This window comes from Hyphomonas atlantica corrig. (assembly GCF_017795365.1).
Taxonomy (GTDB): Bacteria; Pseudomonadota; Alphaproteobacteria; order Caulobacterales; family Hyphomonadaceae; genus Hyphomonas; species Hyphomonas atlantica.
Map to the genome: position 1 here is coordinate 883,946 of NZ_CP051254.1, position 20,051 is coordinate 903,996.

General features: G+C 58.1%; 23 protein-coding genes and 1 pseudogene. 20 read left to right on the forward strand and 4 right to left on the reverse strand.

The window, feature by feature from the left end; all coding sequences use genetic code 11:
- The 14 genes and pseudogenes from HF931_RS04485 to HF931_RS04550 all read left to right on the forward strand — a co-directional run bounded on the left by HF931_RS04485 (window position 1) and on the right by HF931_RS04550 (window position 13,077).
- On the forward strand, window positions 1–1,095 hold the full coding sequence (locus HF931_RS04485) for an NADH:flavin oxidoreductase (protein WP_273242034.1): 1,095 nt from the start codon (window positions 1–3) through the stop codon (window positions 1,093–1,095).
- A gap of 33 nt (window positions 1,096–1,128) precedes the next feature.
- Entirely contained in the window at window positions 1,129–1,767 is a 639-nt protein-coding gene (gene cmk, locus HF931_RS04490) for a (d)CMP kinase (RefSeq protein WP_035547969.1), read from the forward strand.
- A gap of 148 nt (window positions 1,768–1,915) precedes the next feature.
- Window positions 1,916–3,595 (forward strand): annotated as a pseudogene (gene rpsA, locus HF931_RS04495) (30S ribosomal protein S1); the annotation flags it as partial.
- A gap of 419 nt (window positions 3,596–4,014) precedes the next feature.
- Window positions 4,015–4,314 (forward strand): integration host factor subunit beta, encoded by a 300-nt coding sequence (locus HF931_RS04500; protein WP_035547965.1) that lies wholly within the window; start codon window positions 4,015–4,017, stop codon window positions 4,312–4,314.
- A 106-nt stretch (window positions 4,315–4,420) separates the two neighbouring features.
- On the forward strand, window positions 4,421–4,831 hold the full coding sequence (gene mscL, locus HF931_RS04505; RefSeq protein ID WP_035547961.1) for a large conductance mechanosensitive channel protein MscL: 411 nt from the start codon (window positions 4,421–4,423) through the stop codon (window positions 4,829–4,831).
- A gap of 145 nt (window positions 4,832–4,976) precedes the next feature.
- The gene (locus HF931_RS04510) at window positions 4,977–5,687 is read left to right on the forward strand and encodes an SDR family NAD(P)-dependent oxidoreductase (protein WP_273242036.1); all 711 of its coding nucleotides are present in this window, start codon (window positions 4,977–4,979) and stop codon (window positions 5,685–5,687) included.
- 54 nt (window positions 5,688–5,741) lie between these two features.
- Entirely contained in the window at window positions 5,742–6,641 is a 900-nt protein-coding gene (locus tag HF931_RS04515) for a tyrosine recombinase XerC (protein WP_273242038.1), read from the forward strand.
- 98 nt (window positions 6,642–6,739) lie between these two features.
- Window positions 6,740–7,273: a rhodanese-like domain-containing protein gene (locus tag HF931_RS04520; RefSeq protein WP_273242040.1), complete on the forward strand. Its 534-nt coding sequence runs from the start codon at window positions 6,740–6,742 to the stop codon at window positions 7,271–7,273.
- A gap of 102 nt (window positions 7,274–7,375) precedes the next feature.
- A complete protein-coding gene (locus HF931_RS04525; RefSeq protein WP_035547952.1) occupies window positions 7,376–8,191 on the forward strand; it encodes a ferredoxin--NADP reductase in 816 nt (271 codons plus the stop codon).
- Between the two features lie 70 nt (window positions 8,192–8,261).
- Window positions 8,262–9,914, forward strand: a complete 1,653-nt coding sequence (locus tag HF931_RS04530) for a serine protease (protein WP_273242042.1) — start codon at window positions 8,262–8,264, stop codon at window positions 9,912–9,914.
- An 88-nt stretch (window positions 9,915–10,002) separates the two neighbouring features.
- The gene (locus HF931_RS04535; protein WP_273242044.1) at window positions 10,003–10,626 is read left to right on the forward strand and encodes a hypothetical protein; all 624 of its coding nucleotides are present in this window, start codon (window positions 10,003–10,005) and stop codon (window positions 10,624–10,626) included.
- A 62-nt stretch (window positions 10,627–10,688) separates the two neighbouring features.
- Window positions 10,689–11,054 carry a hypothetical protein gene (locus HF931_RS04540; protein WP_273014570.1) on the forward strand — a complete coding sequence of 122 codons (366 nt, stop codon included), beginning with the start codon at window positions 10,689–10,691 and terminating at the stop codon, window positions 11,052–11,054.
- Window positions 11,055–11,151: 97 nt separating this feature from the next.
- Window positions 11,152–12,558 (forward strand): dihydrolipoyl dehydrogenase, encoded by a 1,407-nt coding sequence (lpdA, locus tag HF931_RS04545; RefSeq protein WP_273242046.1) that lies wholly within the window; start codon window positions 11,152–11,154, stop codon window positions 12,556–12,558.
- Between the two features lie 75 nt (window positions 12,559–12,633).
- Window positions 12,634–13,077 carry a GNAT family N-acetyltransferase gene (locus HF931_RS04550; RefSeq protein ID WP_273242048.1) on the forward strand — a complete coding sequence of 148 codons (444 nt, stop codon included), beginning with the start codon at window positions 12,634–12,636 and terminating at the stop codon, window positions 13,075–13,077.
- Between the two features lie 3 nt (window positions 13,078–13,080).
- On the opposite strand, the gene HF931_RS04555 is transcribed toward HF931_RS04550, so the two are convergent.
- The 3 genes from HF931_RS04555 to HF931_RS04565 form a co-directional block, all read right to left on the reverse strand.
- Window positions 13,081–13,392 (reverse strand): winged helix-turn-helix domain-containing protein, encoded by a 312-nt coding sequence (locus HF931_RS04555; RefSeq protein ID WP_273014576.1) that lies wholly within the window; start codon window positions 13,390–13,392, stop codon window positions 13,081–13,083.
- A 5-nt stretch (window positions 13,393–13,397) separates the two neighbouring features.
- Entirely contained in the window at window positions 13,398–14,018 is a 621-nt protein-coding gene (locus HF931_RS04560; RefSeq protein WP_273242050.1) for a hypothetical protein, read from the reverse strand.
- A 113-nt stretch (window positions 14,019–14,131) separates the two neighbouring features.
- Entirely contained in the window at window positions 14,132–14,890 is a 759-nt protein-coding gene (locus tag HF931_RS04565; RefSeq protein WP_273014580.1) for a YebC/PmpR family DNA-binding transcriptional regulator, read from the reverse strand.
- Window positions 14,891–15,145: 255 nt separating this feature from the next.
- On the opposite strand from HF931_RS04565, the gene HF931_RS04570 reads away from it, so the two are divergent.
- The 6 genes from HF931_RS04570 (at window position 15,146) to HF931_RS04590 (ending at window position 19,408) form a co-directional block, all read left to right on the forward strand.
- On the forward strand, window positions 15,146–15,892 hold the full coding sequence (locus HF931_RS04570; protein ID WP_273242053.1) for an electron transfer flavoprotein subunit beta/FixA family protein: 747 nt from the start codon (window positions 15,146–15,148) through the stop codon (window positions 15,890–15,892).
- Window positions 15,892–16,821, forward strand: coding sequence for an electron transfer flavoprotein subunit alpha/FixB family protein (locus HF931_RS04575; protein WP_272982488.1), 930 nt, complete (start codon window positions 15,892–15,894; stop codon window positions 16,819–16,821). Before HF931_RS04570 ends, HF931_RS04575 begins: the two co-directional genes overlap by 1 nt.
- Before the next feature lie 152 nt (window positions 16,822–16,973).
- Window positions 16,974–17,390 (forward strand): GtrA family protein, encoded by a 417-nt coding sequence (locus HF931_RS04580; RefSeq protein WP_273242055.1) that lies wholly within the window; start codon window positions 16,974–16,976, stop codon window positions 17,388–17,390.
- A 136-nt stretch (window positions 17,391–17,526) separates the two neighbouring features.
- Window positions 17,527–18,405 (forward strand): 3-hydroxybutyryl-CoA dehydrogenase, encoded by an 879-nt coding sequence (locus HF931_RS04585; protein ID WP_035547923.1) that lies wholly within the window; start codon window positions 17,527–17,529, stop codon window positions 18,403–18,405.
- 195 nt (window positions 18,406–18,600) lie between these two features.
- Window positions 18,601–18,786: a NepR family anti-sigma factor gene (locus HF931_RS17150; protein WP_162175936.1), complete on the forward strand. Its 186-nt coding sequence runs from the start codon at window positions 18,601–18,603 to the stop codon at window positions 18,784–18,786.
- 22 nt (window positions 18,787–18,808) lie between these two features.
- Window positions 18,809–19,408, forward strand: a complete 600-nt coding sequence (locus HF931_RS04590) for an RNA polymerase sigma factor (protein ID WP_051602429.1) — start codon at window positions 18,809–18,811, stop codon at window positions 19,406–19,408.
- Here HF931_RS04590 and HF931_RS04595 read toward each other — a convergent pair.
- Window positions 19,405–20,019 carry a hypothetical protein gene (locus HF931_RS04595; protein ID WP_273242058.1) on the reverse strand — a complete coding sequence of 205 codons (615 nt, stop codon included), beginning with the start codon at window positions 20,017–20,019 and terminating at the stop codon, window positions 19,405–19,407. The genes HF931_RS04590 and HF931_RS04595 overlap by 4 nt on opposite strands.
- Window positions 20,020–20,051: the final 32 nt, after the last annotated feature.

Here is a 20,051-nt window from a genome sequence, read left to right on the forward strand (position 1 = left end):
ATGACTGATCTGACTTCTCCCCTCGCGTTTTCTCTGGGGCCTGCCCTCAAGAACCGTTTCGTACTCGCCCCCCTCACCAACCAGCAGAGCCATGGCGACGGCACGCTCAGTGCAGACGAGATCCGCTGGCTCTCCATTCGGGCTGAGGGCGGCTTTGGCCTGACCATGACCGCAGCAGCCCAGATTGATCCGCACGGAATCGGTTTTCCGGGCCAGCTTGGCTGTTATGACGATGCACACCTTCCGGGCCTTCGGGAACTCGCCGCCAGGATAAACACCGAAGGCAGCCATTCGGTCGTCCAGCTTCACCATGCAGGTATGCGCACCCCGCATGACCTGATTGAGGGCAAGCCGGTTTGTCCGTCGGACAATGAAGAGTTCGATGCTCGGGCGATGACCCTCGCTGAGGTCGAGAAAGTTCGCGATGATTTCATTGCGGCGGCTGTGCGCTGTGAAGCTGCTGGGTTCCACGGCGTTGAGGTGCATGGTGCCCACGGATACCTGCTGTGCCAGTTCCTGAGCGCCGAGATCAACAAGCGCGATGACGCCTATGGCGGCAGCCTGGATAATCGTGCCCGGCTCACCTTCGAAATCATTGATGGCATCCGCGCCGCTTGCGGTGAGAATTTCTCGTTGGGCCTGCGCCTGTCGCCGGAGCGGTTCGGTATGGATATCGGCGAGGTGCGCGAAGTGGCGCGCCGCGTGATGGCAGATGGAAAGATCGATTATCTCGACATGTCCTTGTGGGATGTCTTCAAGCTGCCGGCTGACGAGGCGTATCAGGAGCGCCGTCTTGTGGACTGGTTCACGGATTTGCCGCGCGGAAATGTTCGTCTTGGCGCAGCTGGAAAGCTGCTGACCGGCGCGAAATGTCACGCAGCGATAGAGGCAGGACTGGATTTTGTCGTGATTGGTCGCGGCGCGATCCTGCATCATGACTTTCCAGAGAAAGTCGCCGCCGATCCGGATTTTGAGCCTGCAACACTTCCGGTGTCACGTGATCATCTCCGCCGCGAAGGGCTTGGGGAGAGCTTCATTGAGTATATGAGCGGTTGGAAAGGCTTTGTGGAAGCGCCAGCGGCTGAGCCTGCTTGACTTGACTGGCGGGATCGCTCACTTCCCGCCCCCATGATTATTGCGATTGATGGAACCACCGCTTCAGGCAAGGGCACGATTTCCAAGCGCCTGTCGGCTCATTACGGTTTGCCGCACATGGATACCGGACGGCTGTACCGGGCGACGGGCGTCGCCGCGCTTCGCGCTGGCGTCGATCTGACGGACCCGGACGCAGTCGCTCATGTTGCGCGCCATCTGGATCTTGCCAGCTTCGACGAAGCGGATCTGCGTACGGCTGACGCGGGCAAGGCAGCGAGTGTGGTTGCCGCAATTCCGGATGTAAGACAGGCATTGTTCGAACTGCAACGGGCATTCGCCACCCAGCCCATCGGGGCGCTTCTGGATGGCCGCGACATCGGGACAGTGATTGCGCCGGAGGCCGATGCAAAGCTCTGGGTGGATGCCCGCGTTGAAGTGCGTGGAGAGCGGCGCTGGAAGGAATTGCAGGGGCAGGGAAGTGACCTGACTCTCGAAGAAGTTATCGAACAGCTGCGCGCGCGCGACCAGCGAGACCAGTCCCGCAAGGACGCCCCTGCGGAAATGGCGGCAGATGCTGTCTTGATCGATACAAGCGACCTGACTATAGAGGCCGCAGTGGAAAAGGCGATTGCGGCTGTTGAGGCAGCGATTGCCCGTGGAAACCGCGCCTGAAGGGGTGCTCCTCCAAATTGGGGGCACCTCAAATCCAAACAGGCCGCACCACTTCAAATTCAAAGAGACCACGCTCTCGGGTCGTTCTGAGCAGGCTGCAATAGTGCACGTCTGCCTTGAGCCGTTCGACCCGCCCGAAGGAACCCAAATGTCTGATAGTTTCAATCCAACGACCGACGATTTCGCAGCGATGTTCGAATCGTCCACGGCCGCCAGCGCAATGCAGGAAGGTCAGGTCATCCCGGCAACCGTTATTCGTATCGATAATGACGCGGTGCTGGTTGATATCGGTCTGAAGACCGAAGGCCGTATCCCGGTCAAAGAATTCTCGATGGAAGACAAGGAGCCGGCCCCCGGCGACATCGTCGATGTCTACCTTGATCGCATCGAAAACGCCCTTGGCGACGCTGTCCTGTCCCGTGACAAGGCTCGCCGCGAAGAGCGTTGGATCAAGCTCGAGAAGAGCTTCAACGCCGAAGAGCCCGTCAAAGGTGCAATTTCCGGCCGCGTCAAAGGTGGCTTCACAGTCGACCTGGGCGGCGTGAATGCGTTCCTGCCGGGCAGCCAGGTGGACATCCGCCCGGTTCGCGACGTAGGCCCGCTCATGGGCGAAATTCAGCCCTTCCAGATCCTCAAGCTGGACCGCGCACGTGGCAACATCGTTGTTTCCCGCCGCGCCATCCTCGAAGAGAGCCGCGCCGAACAGCGCGCAGAAATCGTTTCCGACATGGCGGAAGGCGACGTTCGCAAGGGTATCGTCAAGAACATCACCGATTACGGTGCGTTCGTTGATCTCGGCGGCATCGATGGCCTGCTGCACGTCACGGACATGAGCTGGAAGCGCATCAACCATCCAAGCCAGGTTGTGGAAGTTGGTCAGGAAGTTGAAGTCCAGATCATCAAGATCAACCCGGAAACCCAGCGTATTTCCCTTGGCATGAAGCAACTCGGTTCCGACCCGTGGGACGGCATCGACGTCCGCTATCCGGTCGGCGCACGCCTCAAGGGCCAGGTCACCAACATCACCGATTACGGCGCCTTCGTGGAGCTGGAAGATGGTGTCGAAGGCCTGATCCACGTTTCCGAAATGAGTTGGACCAAGAAAAACGTCCATCCGGGCAAGATCCTGTCGACCTCTCAGGAAGTCGATGTGGAAGTCCTGGACGTCGATTCCGAGAAGCGCCGCATCTCGCTCGGCCTGAAGCAGACCATGGACAACCCGTGGACCGCCTTCCTTGCAGAGCATCCGGTCGGCACGGAAATCGAAGGCGAAGTTCGTGGCATCACCGAATTCGGTCTGTTCGTTGGCCTCGGCCCGGACCTCGACGGCATGGTGCACATCAACGACATCGCCTGGGACAAATCCGGCGAGCAAGCCATCGAAGCCTTCAACAAGGGCGACATCGTCAAGGCGAAAGTCCTCGACGTTGACGTTGACAAAGAGCGCATCTCGCTCGGCATCAAGCAACTGTCTGGTGACCCGATCGAGGCCCCGGCAGATGGCGGTGCAGGCGTGAAACGCGGTTCGACCGTCACCTGTACGGTTACGGAAGTCACCTCTGGCGGTGTCGAAGTCGAATTCGGCTCCCCGGCGATGAAATCCTTCATCCGTCGCTCTGACCTGTCCCGTGATCGCGCGGACCAGCGTCCGGAACGCTTCGCTGTAGGCGACAAGGTCGACGCGAAAGTGATCTCGGTGGACCGTTCGTCCCGCCGCGTATCCCTGTCGATCAAGGCCCTCGAAATCGCGGAAGAGGCAGAAGCCGTTGCACAATACGGATCGGCAGACGCCGGTGCGTCGCTCGGCGACATCCTCGGCGCAGCCCTGGCTTCGTCCGGCGGTGCCAAGGAAACTTCCGAGAAGGTTACGCCAACTCCGCCAAGCACAGATGGCAAGGCAACTGCCGACGCGTCTGCGCTCGACGAGAATGGCCGCCTGTCCGCAGCCCAGGGCGATGCTGACGATCTGAAGCAGATCAAAGGCGTCGGACCGGCCTTCGAGAAGAAGCTGAACGAAGCTGGCATCTACCATTTCTGGCAGATCGCTGCGCTGACAGACGCTCAGCTGGCGACCCTCGAAGAGGAAGTTGGCACGTCCGGAAAAGGCGCTGAGTGGAAAGCTCAATCCGCTGAACTGGCTGACAGCTGAGGTGATTGATCCGACCGTCGGATCATAATCTAAAATTGATGAAATGTTTGCGGCGGGGGCCTAGCGCTCCCGCCGCAAATGCGTTTAATATCAACGACATGCTGAAGTCCGAATTGATTGCAAAACTCGCTGTCGAATACAGTCACCTGCGCCAGGAAGATCTGGAGCGGGTGGTCAATGTTATTCTTGACGAGATCGGCTCTGCGCTCGCACGGGGGGATCGTGTCGAGCTGAGGGGCTTTGGTGCATTCTCGGTCCGGCAACGAGAGGCCCGCAAGGGGCGTAATCCCCGCACGGGTGAGTCTGTCGAAGTGCCGGCGAAATCGGTCCCGTTCTTCAAGGCTGGCAAGGAGCTTCGCGCCCGCGTGAATGGCGGCGAAGACCCCGAAGCGCGCTAAGCCCCATAGCAGCGTTAACTGAGTGTGGCGTCTTGACGCGCCCGGCAAATTCTCTGCCTATTTGCGTCTACGCTGAAATATCCAAGGCAAGGGAAAGGGGCGCACAATGCTTAAGGAATTCAAAGAGTTTGCCATGAAAGGCAATCTGGTCGACATGGCGGTTGGCTTCGTCATGGGCGGCGCATTCGCTACGGTTGTCACGGCTTTCATTCAGGGCGTGTTTCTACCGATTCTGGCACCGGTCATGGGCGGCATCGACCTGTCGGCTCTGACCTACACGATTTCCCCGGCCGAGCTGAACGAAGCTGGCGAAGTGGTCAAAGAGGCCGCGATCGTTGAGCTGGGCGCATTCATCGCCGCGCTGATTTCGTTCATCATCGTTGCGTTCGTCATGTTCCTGATTATCAAGGGCATGAACAGCATGCAGAAAAAGGAAGAGGAAGCTGCACCGGCTGCGCCACCGCGCCAGGAAGTGCTTCTGGAAGAAATTCGCAACCTGCTCGCCAAACAGAGCTAAGGGTTCGCGTTATCTCATTCATGAAGGGTTAAGCTCAGTATGCTTATCTTCATGGATAGTAGAGTACAGGTAGAGTAGTGAAGGGCGGCCTGATTGGTCGCCCTTCTTTTTTGCCTCCACGCCTTCGCACTCTAGATCCGACTGCATGAACGCAATTGTATTCGGATCGAATGGCGGGATCGGCCGCGCCCTGACAGAACAGCTTGTTCATCGAGGTCAGCACGACACGGTATTCGGCGTGTCCCGCACAGGCACCGCGCCGGATGGGGCGCTCGGGGTGACGGCTGACGCGCTGGAAGAAGGCTCCCTGAGGACAGCCCTCAAGGAGATTGCAGGCGCAGGTGACATTCGACTCTGTATTGTCGCGATTGGCCTGCTTCATGCCGGGGAGGGGCTTCAGCCTGAAAAATCCCACCGCCATCAAAGCCGCGATGCGTTCGAGAAGATATTCGCCGCAAACACGATTGCGCCAGCGCTCATCGCCAAGCATGTGCTGGGCGAGATGCCGCGGTCGGGGCGATGGGTGTTTGCGCCCTTGTCTGCACGCGTCGGCTCCATCAGCGATAATCGCCTGGGAGGCTGGCATGCCTATCGAGCATCGAAAGCGGCTCTGAACATGCTGATCCGGAACTATGCGATCGAGAGCGCCCGAAAGAATGACGAGTCCATCTGTGTCGGGCTGCATCCGGGTACGGTCGATACCGGACTTTCCGAACCGTTCCAGTCGAACGTGCCGGACACGCAACTATTTTCACCGGAACAGTGCGCAAGCTATCTGCTTGATGTCATCGAAGGCTTGCGCGCGGGTGACAGCGGGCATGTGTTCGACTGGGCGGGGAAGCGCATCGAGCCCTGAAGGGCGTCTCCCCCGCGAAAGGCAAAGTTAAGATCGTGCGGTCACACTGCTCCTATGGAAACGCTTGCTGCCTTCGTCGCCTATCTCACGGATGAACGCCGGATGGCTGACAAGACCGTCGAAGCCTACCAAAGCGACCTTGCAGGCTTTTTCGGCTTTCTCACGCAACATCTTGGGGAGCCGCCAACGCCGCAGCGGCTGGGTAATTTGCGGGCGCGCGATGTGCGGTCGTTTCTGGCGCATCGTCGCCGGGATGGTCTGTCAGATGCCTCCATTGCGCGGCTGCTGTCGTCTATCAAGGCGCTCTATCGCTGGCTCGGCAGAACGTATGACATCGAGAATGCGGAGATCGCCTATCTGCAAGGACCGAAACGTCCGCAACGCCTGCCCCGTCCGGTGTCGGTTGAGGCGGCGAAGGACCTGATTGCAGAGGCGGGAACTGATCCGGATTCCGAAGCCTGGATCAATGCGCGTGATGCGGCCGTGCTGTCCCTGCTCTACGGGGCCGGGCTCCGCATTTCTGAGGCCCTCAGCCTGACGGGCGCAGACATTCCTCTGCCGGAGCGTTTGAGGATCACAGGCAAGGGCGGAAAGGTGCGTATCGTGCCGCTTATTCCAGCCGTGCGGGAAGCCGTGGACGCGTATGCCGGTTTGTGTCCCTACAATCTGGGGCGCAGGGATGCTCTGTTTCGCGGCGCGAAGGGAGGTGCGCTCAATCCGCGCCTCATTCAGGGACTGGTCCAGAAGCTTCGCGCTGTTCTCGGACTGCCATCGACGGCGACCCCGCATGCCCTGCGTCACGCTTTCGCGACACACCTGCTTGCGGCGGGGGCGGACCTTCGCGCGATCCAGACGCTGCTCGGGCACGCGTCGCTGTCTACCACGCAAGTGTATACGGGTGTGGATGCGACCCGCTTGAGGGATGTGCACTCTGCGGCGCACCCCCGGGCCTGAATAGCCTTAGTAAACTCATTCAAATTGCCCATTCCCGCCTTAATTCGCGGTAATCCTGTTCGTGTAGTGTGGGGAGGTATGCGGAAAGGATTGGCGCCATGGGTGTCAAAGGAAATGCAATTCTCGGCCTGATTACGCTTGCAGCGTTCATTGGCTGTGGGCTGATGGCACAAGCACAGGAAAGCCAGGTCGACTATGACGGTTTCCTCGGCCTGACTGCTGAGGTCTCCGAGTACCGCGCCTCGCGTCTGGTTGATCTCGATACGTTCAGTGAGATGAAGACCGATCAGGACACAATCATTCTGGACACGCGCAGCGCTGACGCGTTCGAAATGGGTCACATCGACGGCGCGATCCACCTGAACTTTTCTGATTTCACGGACGACAAGCTCGCCAAGATTATTCCATCCAGGGACACGCGCATCCTGATCTATTGCAATAACAACTTCACCGACAATGTGGCGCCCGTTCCTGTGAAGCGGATCGAACTTGCACTGAATGTTCCCACATTCATCAACCTCTACGGCTACGGGTATAAAGATATCTATGAGCTTGAGGGTGCGTATTCGCTGTCCGATCCAAAGATTGCATGGGTCGCTGGTGACACACCATTCCAGACATCGCAGCGCTGAGACTCTTCAGTAAAACTCAATAGTTCATGTGCAGCATTGCATTCTTCGCAACCACACGTCATGTGACGCTGCGAACGAAATGCAAGAGCGAGATGCCCTGATATGACTGCAGATGCGACGCCTGTTGCCGCCAAAAAGGTAAGCCCCAACGCCCCGACCGAAGAAACGGTTCTGGAGGTGAAGCACTATACCGACCGGCTTTTCCGGTTCCGGCTGACCCGTCCGTCGAGCTTCCGTTTCCGGTCTGGTGAGTTTGTCATGATTGGGCTTTACAAGGATGACGGTCGTCCGCTTCTGCGCGCCTATTCAATCGCCAGCCCGAGCTGGGATGAAGAATTGGAGTTCTATTCGATCAAAGTGCCGGATGGTCCTCTGACGTCGCGCCTTCAGGCCATTCAACCGGGAGACAAGGTTCTGCTCGGCAAAAAGCCGACTGGCACACTGGTGCATGACGCACTCGTACCAGGCAAAAGGCTTTATTGTTTCTCCACCGGTACAGGCTTCGCACCGTTTGCCAGCGTTGTGCGCGACCCGGAAACCTATGAGAAATTCGACGAAGTCATCGTCACACACACCTGCCGTGAAGCTGCTGAGCTCGATTATTCCAAGGAGATTGTCGAAGAGACGCTGAACCACGAATTCCTCGGCGAACTCGCTCAAGGCAAGCTGCGCCGCTATGGCAGCTGCACGCGGGAAGACTATGAGTACAAGGGCCGCATCACGGATCTGATCGAAAGCGGGAAACTGTTTGAGGATCTCGGCGTGCCACCGCTGAATCCGGAAACGGATCGCGTCATGATCTGTGGCTCCATGGAAATGATCCAGGACGTGAAAGATCTGATGCTGAAGGCAGGCCTGACCGAAGGGTCGAATGCATCGCCGGCACAATTCGTGATCGAGAAGGCTTTCGCCGGCTAGCTCTTCCGAAAGCCGCATCTTGGCGGTTTCGCGCAGGCATGGTTAATCTTCCCACACGGGAGGACGTGACATGTTGCGTAGAGTTTCCAGTATCGTTGCGGGTAGTTTCGCCCTCTCTCTGGCATGCGGCCTCACCGCCACAGCGCAGGAGCGGGTGTGCCGCGTTGAGGACACGCCCACCGGCGCGAAAGTGGTTGGCGGCGTAAATGCCCACCTCGCAAACTGGCCCGGAATCGCGTCTATTCAGCTGCGCATGCAGCGCGGTACGTTCCACGTCTGTGGGGGCGCGGCCATTTCGAGGGAATGGGTGCTGACGGCAGCCCATTGTGTCGAAGGCTTTCGCGTATCCGAAGAGAGTGGGCGGGTATTCGCTTATGAACCGGCTGGGGATGGCGGATCAGAGCGGAAAGTCGCTGCCATTCGCGTTCAGTTGGGAACGGGAGACCTGGGGCGCACGCCGGACGGTTCACAGGCCGCTTTTGTCACCGAGGTCGTCACCCACCCCGCCTATGAAGGCGCGGAAGAGATCTACAAGGGCGCCGACATTGCACTGTTGAAGCTCGACACGCCTTGGGAGGGGCCGCTCGCGACACTGTCCGCGGATGCGACGACAGATCGCCTGTCACAGGCCGGCGAAGAGGCATGGGTTGCAGGATTCGGCAATCTTGCAGAGCTCGAGCCTGGTCAGCGCACCAAGTGGCAGAATGCGCGCAATTTCGCCCTCGCCGCGCCAAGTCTCGTTCTGCAGGAGACATCAGCGCCGACCGTGAACGCATCGGTGTGTGAATCCCGCTTGCGGCGGGCGTCGATGCTGGAAGGCTATCCGGCGGAGTACCAGTCGCTGATCGTCGACGAAACATTGGTGTGTGCCGGTCTGGAAGAAGGCGGCCAGGATGCCTGTCAGGGTGATAGCGGCGGCCCGTTGGTCAAGTACGACAAGAATGGCTGCGCCTACCAGATCGGTGTTGTCAGCTGGGGCGTAGGTTGCGGTCGCTCCGCCAGTCCGGGCGCATACACACGCGTCTCTGCCTATGCCGACTGGGTACGCTCTTACGTGCCGGACGCGAACTTCATCGCCTATGCAGATGTTCCGCCGCCTACTCGCGGTGTCCCAGATCTGGTCTCGAGCGTTCAGCATGATTTCGACACGTTGGTGAAAGATATGCCCATCTCACTGGTCACACCGGCGGGGGACACTGTCAGCGTGGTGGAAAACGGCCAGATGGTGGATCTGAAAGTCACGCTGCCAGTGCGCGGCAAGCTCGTCCTGTTTGACTACAATGCCGACCAGATCCTTACCCAGCTTTATCCCAATCCGATTGAGGCCGCGGGACGCTGGCCGGTCCGAGAGGCAGGTGAGACGGTGTTGTTGGCCCGGGACATATTCGGCGAACCGGGTCTTAAGGCTGGCCCGCCGCTCGGCCCTCAATCCATGATCGCGATGGTCGTACCCGAGGATGCGAGACTGCCGGTTTCTCCGCAGCAGGGATTTCAACAGATAGATGCGCCGGTGGACTACATCACGCGACTCGTGCGCACCGCCTTGCGACAACAGCAACCCGTGCGCGGCTTGTTCCGGATCGCTGCGGCCACTGCCGCGCCAGAGGCCGAGCCGTCCGAAGTTGAAGAAATCGATGAACAGCCGCCGATCGAATCCCATCTGGCCATGGGCGTTTTGAACTATTGTATCGACTCCCGCATTTGCGGCAGCGACAGCGAGTAGACACCGGGCGACACACTGCGACAATAATCGATGAAATTTGCAACAACGTGTTCAGCGGGCGGTTACCGTACGCGTGCTACGCGAAGGAATGCTTCGCCGACTTATCGCAATCCTGCTGACAGTTTACGCGATCGCCTTTGCGTTTGGCGCGCTGACGGCTGTGCGCTGGCCTTCGATCATGATGGCGATGAGCTGGATTGTTCAGGATGACATTGCGGGCGGTCTGGAAAGCGTCGACTGGCGAGAGCTTGGTATCGCGCATGGAGGGCCTTACCTGCTGGCCGCGCTCTGTTTCTACTGTTCAGCTGCAATGATCGCCGCGAAACGCCCCGGCGGTGTGCTCTGGTATGTCATGGGCCTGTTTGCGGGCATCCCGTGCCTGTACCTCGTGACCTTTGAGCCGGGCTGGTGGAATGACCCGAGCGCCGCCGAAGGCGCAATTGCAGGTGTGTGTGCGGGGGCGTTCCTTTTGATGCTCGCAGTTTGGGAATTGAGATTGCGCCGAGTGCGCCCACAGGATGCCGCGGCAGAGAGTGCGCCCGTGCTTCTGTCTCAACCGATCCTGGTGAGCGATCCGACACCACAGGCAATCCAGAGGCCTGTGCCGATGAAACCCGCGCGTGTTCCCGCCGCAATAGCTCGCCAACGCGCCAGTTTTGCACTGCATGGCCGCAAGATTCAGGAAAAGCGGCGGCGCGCGGCTGAGCACTAATCATTTGCTGCAGCGTCCTGCCCGCCATACCCTCTGTTGAAAACAGAATGGGAGGAAATGGGATGAGCGTGAGGCGTGCTATTGGATTGATACTGGCACTGATTGGCGGATGGCTATTCTGGGGCGGCGTGTCCGCAGTCAATATCTTGGTTAATCGCGGCAGCAGCCTGTCGGATGCCTTGATGCAGCCCCCCACCAGCCTGTTGAGGCTGCTGGCGACGGGTTTGGTTTTGATTGGCGGGTTGGCGGTTCTGGCGGGCAAGGGCATGGGGCGCTGGATCGCCCTGATCGGCATCTTGTTATTCAGCCTTCTGGGCGGCCTTATGATCCTTGCGGGTGCGGATTCGGTGATGTGGGCCGATGAGGCCGTGATCAGCGGGGTGCTGTGGGCGCTCTTTCTGGGCCTTGTGATAACGAAACGCAGCTAAACCAAACTTGCAGACCCCGCCGCATTGATTTCAGGGGCAAAATGCCTAGTTTGGCGGCTCATTCCTACTGGGCCCTCTAAGCAAGGCAGAATTCCCCATGGCTGAGACATACGACGTCGTCATTATCGGTGGCGGCCCCGGCGGCTACAATTGCGCAATCCGCGCTGGCCAACTTGGCCTGAAAACGGTCTGCATCGAAGATCGCGGTGTTCTGGGCGGTACATGCCTGAACGTTGGATGCATCCCGTCGAAGGCGCTGCTTCACGCGTCTGAACTCTACGCCACAGCGCAGAATGAATTCGAAGCGATGGGCATCAAGACCGGCAAGCTGGAGATCGATCTCGACAAGATGATGGCCCAGAAAACCGAGGCTGTGGACGGTCTGACGAAGGGAATCGAATTCCTCTTCAAGAAGAACAAGGTCGACTACATCAAGGGCCGCGGCAAGATCCTTGGAAAAGGCAAGGTCGAGGTCAAAGGTCTTGATGGCAAGATCCAGACGCTGGACACGAAGAACATCGTAATTGCGACCGGGTCTGAGCCGACCAATCTGCCGGGCATCGAGATTGATGAAGAGCGTGTTGTTACCAATACCGGCGCGCTGTCGCTGACCTCCATTCCGAAGCGCCTGGTTCTGATTGGCGCCGGTGTGATCGGCCTCGAAATGGGGTCCGTCTGGGCGCGTTTGGGCTCTGAGGTGACAGTTGTCGAATATCTGGATCGCATCATGCCCGGCGCCGATGCCGATGTGGCAAAGGAAGCGCAGAAGATCTTCAAGAAACAGGGTCTCAATTTCCGACTTGGCATGAAAGTGACTGGCGTTGAAAAGCTGAAGTCCAAGCTGAAGCTCAGCATGGAGCCTGCAGCAGGTGGCGACAGCGAGACGCTGGATGCGGACGTTGTAATCGTCGCAATTGGTCGCAAGCCATATACCGAAGGCCTGGGCCTGGAGGCAGTCGGTGGAACAACTGACAAGCGCGGTGTGGTGCAAACCACAGACGGCCATTTCAAGGTGGCTGACGGCGTTTGGGCGGTTGGTGACTGTATCCACGGACCAATGCTGGCCCACAAGGCAGAAGATGACGGTGTCGCGGTTGCCGAGCTGATCGCTGGCAAGGCCGGTCATGTGAATTACGAGCTTGTTCCAAACGTGGTCTACACGAAACCTGAGATGGCCTGGGTCGGTCAGACCGAGGAACAGCTGAAAGAGGCTGGCGTGGACTATGTGAAAAGCAAGTTCCCCTTCATGGCCAATTCGCGCGCGCGGACGAACCACGAGACGGACGGTTTCGTCAAAATGCTGGCCGACAAGAAAACCGACAAGATCCTCGGTGTTCACATGGTTGGCGTGGGTGTCGGCGAATTGATCGCCGAGGTTTGCGTTGCGATGGAATTCGGCGCGGCGTCCGAGGACATCGCCCGCACCTGTCATGCGCACCCCACCCTGTCCGAAGCGGTCCGTCAGGCTGCAATGGGCATTGAGGGCTGGACGATGCAAATGTAGGCAACTGGCATTTCGTCAGATTGGATCTGAATTAAAGGGTGGACCCGGCTGCTGTTCGGGCCCACCCTTTTTTGCATGTACACACATTCTGGAGCTGGCTGGCATATCCGCGACTTCGAGCGCAGGGACTATCGTCCGTGCTATCAGGTGTTTCGGGAGTGTTTGAGGGAGTTCCCGTGGCGCGGGCCTGCCGCGCCCTATTTACGACAATTGTTCAATGCCCTGCCGACGGCCATGGCCCTTGTCGCGGAAGAGCCGCAAGCTGGCGTGATCGGGTTCATGACATTGCGTCCGGATACTGGCTATGTGGACCATTTGTTCGTCGCGAATGACTGGCGCTTGTGCGGTGTCGCGCGAGGCTTGCTACATGTTGGCCGCGACAGGATGGGGCGGGCATTGATCCTGGATGTGGACGCCCAGAACACAGCGGCGCGGGACGCGTATGAAAAGCTGGGCTGGAAAGTCTTCGCCCGCGCGGGTGAGGCAAGCGCAGAACAGATCCGCCTGATCGGGCCGTAGGACCTATTCCGCCGCCCGCATCAGGGCTTGCATCCTGTCGAGCCAGGCAAGCCATGCGGCTCGGCCGGACTTCGTCAGATGAATACGGGTCTGCGGCCTCCGGCCGACGAAACGCTTTTCCAGTTCGATGTATCCCGCCTCTTCCAGCTTCCGCAGATGTGTAGAGAGGTTTCCATCTGTCGCGCCGACCTTGTCGCGAAGTTCGCCAAAGATCGCCGGATTTACACTTGAGAGGTAGGCCATGATGCCAAGCCGCAAACGGCCGTGAATGACGTCATCAATGTCATTATGATCGAAGGGGTTTTCGCCTGACATTGCGTTTACACCGTCTCCGACGGTTCATTCCGCATCAGCAACATGCCTGGCAGGAACACACAGATGGCGGCAACGGCTGAGCCAAGCAGCACGATGTAAGGCGTATTCATAAGCAGGACGGCCGGCACCGTACTCGCGATGGCTGCGGTGCCGCTGATGGACAGAACCCTGTTCTGCGCCATCTCGCCAGACACGAATTGCGCAAGCCCATATAGACCAATCACCATTGGAACGGACCACATGAAGGCGCCAGTCCCTTGCCCCAGCAGAGCGGCGAGAAATGCACCTGTGAAGTACGCGCCGAGAAAGCATCCCGACGCCTGCCATACAATACGCGACACCTGATTCCCGACCGAAGCGGCGCCTGGCTTATGGCCGGAGAACCGCATTTGCATCAGGAACATGCCCCCCATACCGATCACGATGTAGCCGACCCAGAGCGCGGCGAAGGCGACGGGTGGCAAACCGAACATGCCCGTCGAAATCGCGTAGTGACCCAAGTAAGCGAACGTCGTCAGGCCGCCCCACCACGCCAGGAAACGTCCGCCCAGCAGAGGGGCTTTCTGGCCCGCTTCGGCAAGGTCGCGCACGTAAGCGAGATCATCAGTCAGGGATTGAGGGCTCATTTTTTGTCTCCACAAATAACTTTGAAATACAAAGTATATTGATAAACAGAAAAGTCAAGCAGGCCATGATAGCTTCCGGCTTTAATGATTATCCTGTGGCAGAACTGGTGGGATCAGCTCTCGGCGAGGCGAGCAACTTCCGCTTCGGACAATTCCGAATTGTCGTAAACGTTGGCGACATCATCAAGATCGTCGAGCACGTCCAACAGCTTCATCAGCGTGTCAGCGGCCTGTCCTTCGACCGGGATGGTATTCTGCGGTTTCCAGATCAGTTTGGTCGACTTGGCTTCGACCTCTTCCCCGAAATGTTCGACCAGTGCGTCCGCGACCGTCTGCAGGTCTTCGCGAGCAGTGTAGATCCAGTGGCCTTCATCATCGGACTCAACGTCCTGCGCGCCAGCCATGATGGCCGCTTCCATGATTTCATCGTCGGAGCCAGCCTCTGGCGAATAGTGGATCTCGCCAACCTGATCAAAGCTGAAAGAGACTGATCCCGTCTCACCGAGATTGCCGCCATTCTTGGAGAAAGCTGTACGGACTTCGGTTGCCGCCCGATTCTTGTTGTCGGTAGAGGCCTCGACAATGATGCCGACACCGCCAGGACCAAACCCTTCATAACGAATGTCGACATAATCTTCGCCGCCGCCGCCCTGGCCCTTATCGACCGCGCGCTGGATATTGTCCTTGGGCATCGACTGGCCCTTGGCGTTCTGAATGGCCAGGCGCAGGCGTGGATTGGCGTCCGGATCTGGCCCGCCCATTTTGGATGCGATCGTGATTTCCTTGGACAGTCGGGAAAACAGCGCGGCGCGCTTCTTGTCCTGTGCGCCTTTGCGGTGCTGGATGTTTGCCCATTTACTGTGGCCTGCCATGGCGCCCTCGTCGAATTTGGTCTGGTTCAGGAGAAGGGAGGCGTGTAGCGCAGGTTTGCATTTCGGCCAAGCTCCCCTTGTGCAGAGGGTGATCCAGGGCAAAGATTTGCGGTGCGGCGACGGAACACAGAGGCTTTTGCAAATTTTTCCGCGCCAAATTGACACTTACGTCAACGTCAACCTTGCGTCTTTGATTTGTCGGCGTTAGGCACACCCCACGCTAGTTTAATTCCAACAAATGTCTGGAGCGGTTGTATGAAGGTCCTGGTGCCCGTCAAACGCGTGATCGACTATAACGTCAAGGTTCGGGTGAAGCCCGATCAGACGGGCGTCGATCTCGCCAATGTCAAAATGTCGATGAACCCATTCGACGAAATTTCGGTCGAAGAAGCGGTTCGCATGAAGGAAGCCGGAACGGCAACTGAAGTCGTTATCGTGTCCATCGGCCCGAAACAGGCTCAGGAGACTATCCGCACCGCACTGGCCATGGGCGGCGACCGCGGAATCCTGATCAACACCGACGAAACCGTTGAGCCGCTGGCTGTCGCGAAAATTCTTGCAAAAGTCGTTGCCGACGAGAACCCGGATCTCGTTCTTCTTGGCAAGCAAGCCATTGACGACGATTCCAACCAGACAGGCCAGATGCTGGCTGCTCTGCTGGATTGGCCGCAAGGCACCTTTGCTTACAAGATCGAGAAGGACGGCGACGCTCTTACGGTGACTCGTGAGGTCGATGGTGGTCTGCAGACAGTGAAGCTGGCAACGCCAGCGATTGTCACGGTAGACCTTCGTCTGAACGAACCGCGCTATGCATCGCTGCCAAACATCATGAAGGCCAAGAAGAAGCCGATCGATGAGAAGGCGCCTGGTGATTATGGCGTCGATATCTCGCCACGTCTGTCGGTTGTGAAAGTCACCGAGCCGCCGGTCCGTGAAGCCGGTGAAAAGGTCGAAGACGTTGCGACGCTTGTTTCGAAACTCAAATCAGCAGGAGCGATCTAATGGCTGTTCTGGTTATTGCTGAACATGACAATGCGGCCCTGAACGACGCAACCCATAAGGTGGTGACGGCTGCTGCCAAATTTGGCGGCGACGTTGATGTCCTGGTTGCCGGCGAAGGTGCTGGCGATGTTGCGGCTTCGGCTGCGAAAATCTCCGGTGTCCGCAAGGTGGTCCACGCTGATGGTGCGTCGGTTGCCAAACAACTGGCGGAAGCTATGGAAGCACTCGTGGTTCCGATGATGGATGGCTATGACGCCGTGTTCATTCCCGCCACGACGATGGGCAAGAACGTCGCGCCACGCATCGCTGCAAAGCTGGATGTGATGCAATTGTCCGACATCACCGACGTGATCGACTCTGAGACATTCGAGCGTCCAATCTATGCCGGCAACGCGATCCTGACCGTGAAGTCTTCCGACGCGAAGAAAGTCGTTACCGTTCGCGGTACGGCGTTTGACGCGGCAGGCGAAGATGGTTCCGCATCGGTGGAAACGGCCGAAGCGCCAGCTGGTCCTTTCAAATCCGAATTCGTGTCGGAGCAAATGGTCAAATCTGACCGTCCGGAACTGGCAGGCGCCAAGCGCGTCGTGTCCGGTGGCCGCGCTCTCGGATCGAAGGAAGAGTTTGATCGCCTGATCGTGCCACTGGCTGACAAGCTGGAAGCGGCTGTGGGTGCATCCCGCGCGGCGGTTGATGCTGGTTACGCACCAAACGATTATCAGGTCGGCCAGACGGGCAAGATCGTTGCTCCGGAACTTTATGTTGCCGTCGGAATCTCCGGCGCGATCCAGCACCTTGCTGGCATGAAGGACTCCAAGATCATCGTGGCGATCAACAAGGATGAAGAGGCCCCGATCTTCCAGGTTGCCGATTACGGCCTGGTCGCAGACCTTTTCTCGGCTGTGCCCGAACTGACAGACGCCCTGTAGGCGCTCGTCTCACTCATGACAACAAGCCCGCAGTTCCGAGATGGACCTGCGGGCTTTTTCATGTCTGGTGCCGAGGCCGAACCGCTCTATAGACGTGTGATGAGTGCGGTGGGCGTGCCGCACGCGTATCGGACAATCGCTCGAGGGGCATCGTGACACCGGCTGAGCAAGAAACATCGTCAACGGCGAAAGCAGGCATCAGATATTTTCTGGCCAGCCTCGTTGCGCTGGTGATTGACTATCTCGCTACGCTTTTCCTGCATCATGGGCTCGGCCTCGCTCTGTCAGTCGCTGCCGGATTGTCGCTTCTTGTCGTCGGTCTGATTTTCTACTTCGTGCATGAGTTCTGGACCTTCCAGCGGAGTACTTCCGCTCTGTCCGTAAGGCGGCTGGTGGCAAATCTGGTCGTACTGGTGATATCGGGGGCCCTGAGGGTCGCAGTTATCTTCGCGTTGGAGATATGGCGCGCCCCAGAGGGGATCTGGGTGACGCTCTACTTCTTGGCCGGTGTCGCTTGCTCTTTCACTGCCAATTTCGTGCTCAACAGGTTCGTTGTTTTTCGAGATTAGCAAGGTTCGTGTTTTGCAGCGGCGTTGGAGAAGCGCCGGAAATCCATGTTAGTCTGACTGCGTGTCGCACTTGTGTTTGACGCACTGCACAAACAGGATATGACTGCAGACTTTTACGACGTTCCGGACGAGATAGATGACAGACCTGAAGACGATTGGTGTGATTGGCGCGGGCCAGATGGGCAACGGTATTGCCCATGTCAGTGCGCTTGCAGGCTATAATGTTGTCCTGAGCGACATTTCGGAAGACGCGCTGGCAAACGGCATGCAGGCCATTGAGCGCAACATGGCCCGCCAAGTCAGTCGTGGGCAATTCGAGCCGGACGCAATGACTGCTGCAATCGCGCGCATCAAGCCAACAACTGTTCTCAAGGATCATGAAGCTGCAGACTTGGTCATCGAGGCCGCGACCGAGCGCCGTGAAGTCAAGGAACAGATTTTCAAGTCTCTCTGCGAGATCGTGCCAGCCAGCACATTTCTCGCGACCAACACGTCCTCCATTTCCATTACACGACTTGCTTCTGTCACGGATCGCCCCGAGCGCTTCATCGGCCTGCACTTCATGAATCCAGTGCCACTGATGAAGTTGGTCGAGGTTATTCGCGGTCTGGCCACAGATCAGCAGACCTATGACATGGCCATTGGATTTGCTGAGCGCCTGGAAAAAACCACGACGAATGCCGAAGACTATCCGGCTTTCATTGTGAACCGCATTCTCGTGCCAATGATCAACGAAGCCGTTTATGCGCTGTATGAGGGCGTAGGCACTGTCGAGAGCATTGATACGGCCATGCGCCTGGGGGCGAACCACCCGATGGGGCCGCTGACCCTCGCGGACTTCATTGGTCTGGATACGTGTCTGTCCATCATGCAGGTGTTGCATGATGGTCTGGCTGACACGAAGTATCGCCCGTGCCCTCTTCTCGTGAAATATGTCGAGGCGGGTTGGGTCGGCAAGAAGGTCGGTAAGGGCTTCTACGACTATTCCGGCGATGTGCCGGTCCCGACGCGTTAACCGCCTGAAGGTTGAGTTCTGTAGCAAATACTGCAGGCTAGGGGACATCAAGGCGCTGTTTAGTACCTTGAAAAATGAGATATCTATTTTCGTTTCCTTAACCCCGGAGTGCTTTACTCTAGGGGAAGTATCCCGTCTTGGGATGAGGGGACACGTTCATGGTTTATTATGCAGCTGACGGGATAAACGCTTCCCATGAGCTCGAAACCTTCGAAACGTCGGCGAGACCGCAAGCCTTTATCGCCAGGCGGCAGGTCGGCTCACGTCTTCGGACAACAGCTGCGCGGTCTCTACTCCGATGTGCTCTCAGAGCCGGTGCCGCTGAGGCTGCAGCACTTGATAGAGACAATGCGACAAGCGGAAAAATCCAGAAAGAAATAATCGCGCGGGTGGGACTACGCTAATGACAGAGACAATCAACGAATCCTGGTCTTTCGTGGATGAGCTGGAAGCGCTCTTGCCGCAGATGCGAGCCTTCGCGCGTAGCCTGTGCAATGATGCAACACTGGCCGATGACATTGTACAATCGGCCTGTCTGAAGGCGTGGAGCGCTGCGGATACGTTCGACCGCACTGCGCAGATGAGGCCCTGGATTCTGCGGATCGTCAGAAATGAATACCTTCAGCATTGTCGCCGTGCGTGGCGGAATGTGGACGTGGAGTCTGAATTCCTGGAAGAGACGCTCGTGGACTACACGTCTGCCGAACTTCAAAGCGAAGCGTCTCATGCAATTCAGGCTATCTACGCGCTACCGCTGAAGCAACGGGATGCCGTCATTCTGGTTCTCGCGGCTGGGCTCACCTATGAGGAAGCCGGCGCGATCATGAATTGTTCTCCGGGCACGATCAAAAGCCGGGTGAACAGAGCTCGTGCTGTACTGATGGACGGTCTTAATGGTCTCATACCGGTCATCTCCAATGACGGTGGCCAAGATGATATGGATCGCTCGACGCTCAACGGGTTGGTAATGTATGCCGAAGGCCTGATGGCTCGTGCGGCCTAGTCCGCCCAAGCGAGTAGCAAGAAGACGCTGACCGAATAAAGTGCCATAAGCGCCCCGGTCTTTATGCCGGCTGAAATCAGGAACGGACGCAAATCCGACCAAGTAGTATTCCGCGCAATTGCGGCGACTGAGCTTGCAATATCCTGCTCCAGACCTTCTCGCGATTGCCCTGCCAGCATCAGCATTATTTTCGAAGTGCGAGTCGCGGGCGCGGCTTGGGCTTCTGTGAGTACTCGTTGAAATACATGTCCCGCGACAACCTCGCTCAAGGCCAGCTTGGGGCGCCATCCATAGCGCGCTAACTCCGTAAGGCCCAGACGAACAAACGGCCAAGACACCCAGATGTCCCTGATAAGGAACAGCCCGAGCACAGTCGAGATGCTCAAGACAAAGTGTGGACGCTCCAGCACTCCGTAGTGCGCGAGCCCCCACAGTGCGATCAGCAGCGTGAGCTTGATACCTGTGGCAATTGCGAATGCCCGAAAGCTCCTCTTCAGGAAGTCGTCAGCATGTCGCTTGATGCGTCGGCGTGTTTCGATTGCAGCTGCTTCGATTGCCTGATTTTTCTGCGACGACACTCCTTTTTCAAGGTAGCGGCGTCCGAATGCCAAGCCTGCGCCAACGGCAGAAGCTATGAGGAAGA

What these genes read in the sequence shown, in the direction of transcription:
- HF931_RS04485 (WP_273242034.1), top strand. Translation starts at nt 1, where the DNA reads ATGACTGATCTGACTTCTCCCCTCGCGTTTTCTCTGGGGCCTGCCCTC.
- cmk (WP_035547969.1), top strand. Translation starts at nt 1,129, where the DNA reads ATGATTATTGCGATTGATGGAACCACCGCTTCAGGCAAGGGCACGATT.
- HF931_RS04500 (WP_035547965.1), top strand. Translation starts at nt 4,015, where the DNA reads ATGCTGAAGTCCGAATTGATTGCAAAACTCGCTGTCGAATACAGTCAC.
- mscL (WP_035547961.1), top strand. Translation starts at nt 4,421, where the DNA reads ATGCTTAAGGAATTCAAAGAGTTTGCCATGAAAGGCAATCTGGTCGAC.
- HF931_RS04510 (WP_273242036.1), top strand. Translation starts at nt 4,977, where the DNA reads ATGAACGCAATTGTATTCGGATCGAATGGCGGGATCGGCCGCGCCCTG.
- HF931_RS04515 (WP_273242038.1), top strand. Translation starts at nt 5,742, where the DNA reads ATGGAAACGCTTGCTGCCTTCGTCGCCTATCTCACGGATGAACGCCGG.
- HF931_RS04520 (WP_273242040.1), top strand. Translation starts at nt 6,740, where the DNA reads ATGGGTGTCAAAGGAAATGCAATTCTCGGCCTGATTACGCTTGCAGCG.
- HF931_RS04525 (WP_035547952.1), top strand. Translation starts at nt 7,376, where the DNA reads ATGACTGCAGATGCGACGCCTGTTGCCGCCAAAAAGGTAAGCCCCAAC.
- HF931_RS04530 (WP_273242042.1), top strand. Translation starts at nt 8,262, where the DNA reads ATGTTGCGTAGAGTTTCCAGTATCGTTGCGGGTAGTTTCGCCCTCTCT.
- HF931_RS04535 (WP_273242044.1), top strand. Translation starts at nt 10,003, where the DNA reads ATGCTTCGCCGACTTATCGCAATCCTGCTGACAGTTTACGCGATCGCC.
- HF931_RS04540 (WP_273014570.1), top strand. Translation starts at nt 10,689, where the DNA reads ATGAGCGTGAGGCGTGCTATTGGATTGATACTGGCACTGATTGGCGGA.
- lpdA (WP_273242046.1), top strand. Translation starts at nt 11,152, where the DNA reads ATGGCTGAGACATACGACGTCGTCATTATCGGTGGCGGCCCCGGCGGC.
- HF931_RS04550 (WP_273242048.1), top strand. Translation starts at nt 12,634, where the DNA reads ATGTACACACATTCTGGAGCTGGCTGGCATATCCGCGACTTCGAGCGC.
- HF931_RS04555 (WP_273014576.1), bottom strand. Translation starts at nt 13,392, where the DNA reads ATGTCAGGCGAAAACCCCTTCGATCATAATGACATTGATGACGTCATT.
- HF931_RS04560 (WP_273242050.1), bottom strand. Translation starts at nt 14,018, where the DNA reads ATGAGCCCTCAATCCCTGACTGATGATCTCGCTTACGTGCGCGACCTT.
- HF931_RS04565 (WP_273014580.1), bottom strand. Translation starts at nt 14,890, where the DNA reads ATGGCAGGCCACAGTAAATGGGCAAACATCCAGCACCGCAAAGGCGCA.
- HF931_RS04570 (WP_273242053.1), top strand. Translation starts at nt 15,146, where the DNA reads ATGAAGGTCCTGGTGCCCGTCAAACGCGTGATCGACTATAACGTCAAG.
- HF931_RS04575 (WP_272982488.1), top strand. Translation starts at nt 15,892, where the DNA reads ATGGCTGTTCTGGTTATTGCTGAACATGACAATGCGGCCCTGAACGAC.
- HF931_RS04585 (WP_035547923.1), top strand. Translation starts at nt 17,527, where the DNA reads ATGACAGACCTGAAGACGATTGGTGTGATTGGCGCGGGCCAGATGGGC.
- HF931_RS17150 (WP_162175936.1), top strand. Translation starts at nt 18,601, where the DNA reads ATGAGCTCGAAACCTTCGAAACGTCGGCGAGACCGCAAGCCTTTATCG.
- HF931_RS04590 (WP_051602429.1), top strand. Translation starts at nt 18,809, where the DNA reads ATGACAGAGACAATCAACGAATCCTGGTCTTTCGTGGATGAGCTGGAA.